This is a genomic window from Actinotalea sp. JY-7885 (assembly GCF_014525465.1).
GTDB lineage: Bacteria > Actinomycetota > Actinomycetes > Actinomycetales > Cellulomonadaceae > Actinotalea.
Map to the genome: position 1 here is coordinate 21464 of NZ_JACEXH010000016.1, position 6580 is coordinate 28043.

Annotated in this window: 5 protein-coding genes and 1 pseudogene; 4 read left to right on the forward strand and 2 right to left on the reverse strand. The window is 76.4% G+C overall.

Annotated features, from left to right (window positions below):
* The first annotated feature begins 152 nt into the window (after positions 1-152).
* Positions 153-1199, forward strand: coding sequence for a LacI family DNA-binding transcriptional regulator (locus IDM29_RS03070; RefSeq protein ID WP_182112731.1), 1047 nt, complete (start codon positions 153-155; stop codon positions 1197-1199).
* Complete coding sequence (locus tag IDM29_RS03075) at positions 1196-3079, forward strand: glycoside hydrolase family 2 protein (RefSeq protein WP_182112730.1); 1884 nt, start codon at positions 1196-1198, stop codon at positions 3077-3079. The genes IDM29_RS03070 and IDM29_RS03075 overlap by 4 nt, the downstream gene beginning before the upstream one ends.
* 283 nt (positions 3080-3362) lie before the next feature.
* Here the strand turns inward: IDM29_RS03075 and IDM29_RS03080 are convergent, their stop codons facing one another.
* A complete protein-coding gene (locus tag IDM29_RS03080) occupies positions 3363-4499 on the reverse strand; it encodes a MalY/PatB family protein (RefSeq protein ID WP_182112729.1) in 1137 nt (378 codons plus the stop codon).
* A 215-nt stretch (positions 4500-4714) separates the two neighbouring features.
* On the opposite strand from IDM29_RS03080, the gene IDM29_RS03085 reads away from it, so the two are divergent.
* Positions 4715-5110: a hypothetical protein gene (locus IDM29_RS03085; protein ID WP_182112728.1), complete on the forward strand. Its 396-nt coding sequence runs from the start codon at positions 4715-4717 to the stop codon at positions 5108-5110.
* A 269-nt stretch (positions 5111-5379) separates the two neighbouring features.
* On the forward strand, positions 5380-5562 hold the full coding sequence (locus IDM29_RS03090) for a hypothetical protein (RefSeq protein WP_182112727.1): 183 nt from the start codon (positions 5380-5382) through the stop codon (positions 5560-5562).
* Positions 5563-5671: 109 nt separating this feature from the next.
* Here the strand turns inward: IDM29_RS03090 and IDM29_RS03095 are convergent.
* A pseudogene (locus IDM29_RS03095) lies at positions 5672-6580 on the reverse strand (DUF1349 domain-containing protein); the annotation flags it as partial.

Consider the following 6580-nt stretch of genomic DNA (forward strand, 5'->3'; position numbering starts at 1 on the left):
CCGTTCATACCTCACCCCGGTAAACCTTGTACAGGGTGGGTGGTAAACCTTGTAGCGATCGTGCCGATGTCGCTACTGTCACCCCGAGCCCGGCGGCCCGCCACCGGAGGGCGGCTCGAGGCGGCGGTGCAGGACCAGAGGGAGGTGGCGCCGTGGCGCGCACCCGGCTGCAGGACGTCGCCGAGCTCGCGGGCGTCTCCATCAAGACCGTCTCCAACGTCGTCAACGGCAAGGGGACGATCACCGCCCAGACGCGCAGCAGGGTCGAGGACGCGCTGGCCCGGCTGCAGTACCGGCCCAACGTCGCGGCCCGCCACCTGCGGCGGGGCAACAGCGGCATGGTCGCGGTCGCGCTCCCCGAGCTCACGCAGCCCTACTTCGCCGAGCTCGCGTCCGAGCTGGTGCGCGCCGCGAAGCGCCGCCACCTCACGGTCCTGCTCGCGCAGACCGAGGGCCAGGCGGCGTCCGAGCGCGCCATCAGCGACGGCATCGACATGCCGCTCATGGACGGCCTCGTGCTGAGCCCGCTCGCGCTGACCGCCGAGGACCTGCGGCACCGGGTCGACGACACACCCCTCGTCCTGCTCGGCGAGCACCTGGGCGACGAGGCGGCGTTCCCGCACGTCGCGATCGACAACCGCGCCGCGGCGCGGGCGGCCACCGAGCACCTCGTCGCGCTCGGCCGCCGCCGGGTCGCCGCGATCGGCGCGAAGCACGCCGGCGGGCCGGCGGACGCCACGCCGGCCGAGACGGCGACGCTCCGGCTGGAGGGATACCGCCAGGCGCTCGACGCCGCGCACCTGCCCTGGCGGCCCGAGCTCGTCGGCGCGGTCCACGACTTCCACCGCGCCGACGGCGCCGACGCGATGCGCGCGCTGCTCGACCTCCCCGAGCCGCCCGACGCCGTCTTCTGCTTCAACGACCTGCTCGCGCTCGGCGCCCTGCGTGCGCTGCAGGACCGCGGGCTCACCTCGCCGGGCGACGTCGCGGTCGTGGGCATCGACGACATCGAGGAGGGCCGCTACTCCGTGCCCACGCTCACGACCGTCGCGCCCGACAAGCGCGCGCTCGCCGAGGCCGCGATCGACCTGCTGCTGGACGGCCCCCGCCCGCCGGGTGCCGCCCAGGTCGTCGTCGGGCACCGGCTGGTGGTCCGCGAGAGCACCGGCGCACCGACGGGCGAGGGGACGGCGCCATGAGCACGACGGCGGCGCTGCACCTGCGCGCGAGCCAGGGTGACGGCACCTACCCGCGGCCCCAGCTGGTCCGCCCGGCGTGGGCGGACCTGTGCGGGACCTGGGACTTCGCGGCGGACCCCGACGACGTCGGCCGCGACGAGCGCTGGCACGACGTCGCGCCGGGTGGCGCGGGCGAGGCCGGCACGGGCGGAACGGGCACGGGCGGCGCGGGCGCCGACCCGTTCACGCGGCGCATCACGGTGCCGTTCCCGCCGGAGTCCCCGGCGTCAGGCATCGGCGACCCGCACTGCCACGTCGTCTGGTACCGGCGCACGCTCACGGCCGCCGACCTGGAGCGCGCGGGCTTCCGCGCCCAGGGCGAGCGCCTCCTGCTCCACCTGGGCGCCGTCGACCACGCGGCCGACGTGTGGCTGGGCGGCGTGCACCTCGGGCGGCACGTCGGCGGGCAGACGCCGTTCAGCGTCGACGTCACGCCGGTCGTCGCGGCGCACGGCCCCGGCCTGGCGCTCGTGGTGCGCGCGGAGGACGACCCGCTCGACGTCGCGCAGCCGCGCGGCAAGCAGGACTGGCAGCCCGAGCCGCACTCGATCTGGTACCACCGCACGACCGGGATCTGGCAGCCCGTCTGGCTCGAGGCCGTCCCGCGGCTGCACGTCGCCGAGCTCGCCTGGCGCACCGACGTCGCCGCGGGGGCCGTGCACGCGACGGTGCGGCTCGGCGCGCGGCCGCGCGAGGCCGTCGTCGTGCGGGTGCGCGTGGCGCACGACGGGGACGTGCTCGCGGAGGGCTCGGTGCGCACCGACGAGCGCGACGTCCGGCTCGCGGTGGACCTGCCGACCCAGCACAACGGGCAGCGGCACGAGGAGCTGCTGTGGTCGCCCGAGCACCCCACCCTCCTGGACGCCTGGGTCGAGGTGCACCCCGCGGCCGGCGGCGCGCCGGGCGACGTCGTCGCGTCCTACCTCGGGATGCGCAGCGTCGCCGTCGCGCACGGGGCCTTCCTGCTCAACGACCGGCCCTACCCCCTGCGCTCCGTGCTCGAGCAGGGGTACTGGGAGGAGAGCCACCTCGCCGCTCCGAGCCCGCAGGCGCTGCGGCGCGAGGTCGAGCTCATCAAGGAGCTCGGCTTCAACTCGGCGCGCGTGCACCAGAAGGCGGAGGACCCCCGGTTCCTGTTCTGGGCGGACCGGCTGGGCCTGACCCTCTGGGGCGAGACGGCCAACGCCTACGCGTTCTCCGCGCGGGCGGTGCAGCTGCTCACGACCGAGTGGGCCGAGATCGTCCGGCGGGACCTCTCCCACCCGAGCATCGTCACGTGGGTGCCGCTGAACGAGAGCTGGGGCGTGCAGCACATCGCCCACGACCCGGCGCAGCGCCACTACTCGCTGGGCCTGGCGCACCTCACGCGCGCGCTGGACCCGACCCGCCCCGTGGTGTCGAACGACGGCTGGGAGCACACGGACTCCGACATCTGGTCGGTGCACGACTACGCCGCGCGGGGCGAGGAGCTGCGGGAGCGGTACGGGACGCCCGAGGCGGTGCGGGCGCTGCTCGGCGGCATCGGCCCGGCCGGCCGGCGGATGCGCGTCGTCGACGTCCCCGACCGCGGGCAGCCGGTGATGCTCACCGAGTTCGGCGGGGTGAGCTACGCGGGCGGGCGCGACGACGCCTGGGGCTACTCGACGGCGACGTCGGACGAGGACTTCGAGGCGCGCATCGGGGACCTGCTCGACGCCGTGCGCGCGTGCGCGCCGCTCGCCGGGTTCTGCTGGACCCAGCTCACCGACACCGGGCAGGAGACCAACGGGCTCCTGCACGCGGACCGCACCCCGAAGCTGCCGGTCGAGACCCTCCGCCGCCTGGTCACGGGCGAGCAGTAGCCGAACGGGCACGAACGTGACCCAGCGCGGAGCGCCGTCCCCACCGCGGAGCGCCGTGCCGACCACGGAGCCTCGTGCCATGCCGTGCGCGGAGCGTCATCCCCACCGCGGAGCGTCGTGCCGCGACACGCCGGACTCGGACCCACCGCGGAGCGTCGTGCCCCGACACGCCGGCGTGTCGCGGGACAACGCTCCATTCAGGGCGGCACGGCGGCACAACGCTCCACACCCGACCGTGCGGCGGCACGATGCTCCGCGGTCGCGTGCGGTCGCGCGGCGCGGGTCAGCCCTGGGACAGGCGGCGCACCGCCTCCGTGAGGACGTCCGGCGCGCACGCGAGGTTGAGCCGCACGTGGCCGCGGCCCTGCGCGCCGAACATCGGCCCCGGGACCAGGGCGACGCCGGCCGCGAGCGCGCGCTCGGCCGGGTCGTCCCCCCACCCCGCGTCCCGGAAGTCGAGCCACGCGAGGTACGTCGCGTCGGGCACGCGGTAGCGCACGGCCGGCAGGTGCTCGGCGAGCAGGTCCGCGAGCAGACGGCGGTTGGCGTCGATCGCGGCCAGCGCGCCGGCGAGCCACTCCTCACCCGACCGGAACGCCGCCGTGCTCGCGTGGAGCCCCAGGATGCTCGTGCGCGTCCCCACCTCCTCGGGCATCGCGTCGAGCAGCGCGAGCGAGCGGTCGGACGCCCCGACCATGAGCGCGCACTTGGTCCCCGCGACGTTCCAGCCCTTGCTCGCCGCGGTGACGCACACGCCGACCTCGCGCGCGTCGTCGGACACGTCGAGGAACGGCGTGAACGACGTCGGCGCGTGGACCAGCGGACCGTGGATCTCGTCGCTCACGACGACGACGTCGTGCTCGCGCGCGATCGCGGCGAGGCGCCGCAGGTCGTCCGCCGGGTGCACGACGCCGACCGGGTTGTGCGGGTGGCACAGGAGCATCGCCCGCGCACCGCCGGCGAACGCCCGCTCGAGACCGTCGAGGTCGAGCGCGGGCGTGCCGTCGCGGTCGACGAGCGGCACGTCGACGCGCACCGCCCCCGCCTCGTCCGCCAGGTCGGCGAACGGCGGGTAGACCGGCGGGGTGAGGACGACGCCGTCGCCCGGGTGCACCGCCTGCCGCAGCGTCTCGACGATCGCGACGCTGACGTCGGTGGTGGTGCGCACGGCGGCCGGGTCCGGGCACCAGCCCCACGTGCGCTCGGCGAAGCCGGCGAACGCCGCGGGCAGCTCACCGGGCCCGTGCACGTAGCCGGTGTCCGACGCCTCGACCCGCTCGACGATCGCCTGCCGGACGGGCGCGGCCAGCGGGTAGTCCATCTCGGCGACGAAGAGCGGCAGGACGTCGGCCGGGTACGCCGTCCACTTCTCGCTGGTCCGGGCGCGCAGGACGGACAAGGGCTCGGCGTGGACGTCCATCCGCCCAGCATGCCCGACGCCGGGCTTCGACCACCCCGCCCTGGCCCGCCGTCCCGCGGGCCCCGCTCCGCGCCGGCCCTGCCGGCCCGCCCGACCCGCCCCGCCGGTCCGCCCGCCGCCGACACCCAGGTTCTGGCACCGATCCATGCGTCGCGGCACCCGGATCGGTGCCAAAACCGGCGACGCGGGAGCGCGGCTTGCCTAGGGTCGGCCGGATGGTGACCGAGGGGTGGATCGAGCATCGGCGGGCCGGGGACCGGGAGCTCGTCGGGTGGCTGCGGCCCGAGGGTGACGGCTTCGTCGCCGTCGACCGGCTCGGCCACGACGTCACGGGCGTCGTCGACTGGCAGGAGGGCGAGGAGGCGCTCGAGGAGCGCGGCCTGCACTGGCTCGCCGACCTGTGGCAGCTGACCCTCGGCGACGGCCGGACGCTCCGGGTCGCGATGGTCGAGGTCAGCCCCGAGCGCGTCGTCGTCAAGCTCGACGACTTCGGCGCCGTCGGGGTCGAGATGCAGACCTGGACCCTGCCGTTCCCGGCGCCGCCGACGCTGCGACCCTTCGCCGGCGACCGTGGCCTGCTCGACGCCGACTGGTCACCGCCGACTCCCTAGGTCCCGACTCGCCCGGCCCTGCCCGGCCCTGCCCTGCCCGGCCCTGCCCCGCGGTTTTGGCACCGATCCGTAGGTCGCGGCACCCAGATCGGTGCCAAAACCGCGGGGGGGGGGGGGGGGGGCTTCCCGGCGGGGCCGGGCGGGCGCCGCGTGGCGCCGGCGGCCCCCCCCCCCCCCCCCCCCCCCCCCCCCCCCCCCCCCCCCCCCCCCCCCCCGGGGGGAGGGCGGTGGGGATGCCGGTCGGCGCCGGGAGGAGTAGCAAGGAGCGCATGACCGACGACGCGCCTCTGCAGCCCCTCCCCGACCCGGGGTTCACGCCGGCCGACGACGGCGGCGTCGAGCTCGGCAGCGAGGCGGACGAGACCGAGCCCCCCGGTTCGACCGACCCGGACGCCCCGCTCGACGGCGGCGCGTCACGCGTCGGCAACCCGGAGAAGGACCCGCAGGACTGAGTACCGACTGACGAGTCGATGACCGGGCCGCTGCGATGCCGCGGCGGCCGGCGCACCGCGGCCGGGACGGGGACGACGTCGCGCGCCGTCCCCGTCCCGCCGCCGCGGCTCAGTCGGCGGTGATCCGCAGGTAGTCGAAGCGCGCCGTCGCCGGGTCGCCGCCCTGGTTGCCGTGCGCCAGGAGCCCCACGCGCACGTCCGTCCCGACCGGGAACGTCCACACGCCACCCGCCACCCACGTGACGCCGTCGGTGCTGGTCAGCGCCTGGACCTCACGCTCGCCCGCGTCGTCGGTGCGGTGCACCAGGCGCAGCCACGTCGTGTCCGACGGCGGCCCGACGATCGTGCCGCCGTACTGCGTGCGCCCTTCGTACGGGATCTCGTACCCGAACTCCGTCTGCCGCGTGTTCCAGATCGCCACGTGCGACAGGCGGGCGAACAGGTCGTCGTCGGCGTAGGCGATGATGCCGGCCTGCTGGTAGTTGCGGACCTCGTCGATGCCGAGGTCGACGGTCACCCGCGTCTCGGCGGTCCAGTCCCCGTCCGGCACCTCGCGGAGCAGCAGCCCCGCCGTGCCGCCGGGCCCCGTGAGGTCGGTGGGCTCGACCTGCCACACCAGCTCCCCACCCTCGACCGTGACGGCCGGGTCGCGGAGCGCGGTCCAGCCCTCCCCGAGGCCGTCGTCGAACTCCGCCGCGTCGACGACCGGGCCCGTCGCGGGCAACGGCACCCGCTCCGTGACCGGCGCCGCGAGCGGCACCGCGCTGAGGTTGTCGACGTGGACACCCGCGCCGCCCGCGAGCGCACCCGCGGAGCCCGCCGTGCGCGTGCCCCGCGGCAGCTCGAGCCGGACGACGGCGAGCGGGTCACCCAGCCGCGCCTGGCTCAGCTCCGCGGTCGCGACGCCGCCCGAGACCTCGAGCGCGATCGAGTGCCACGTCGCGAGGCCGGTGCCCGGCGCGACGGGCGCCGTCGCCCGCGCGTCGCGCCCGGGCCGCCGGACCTCCACGACGAGCTC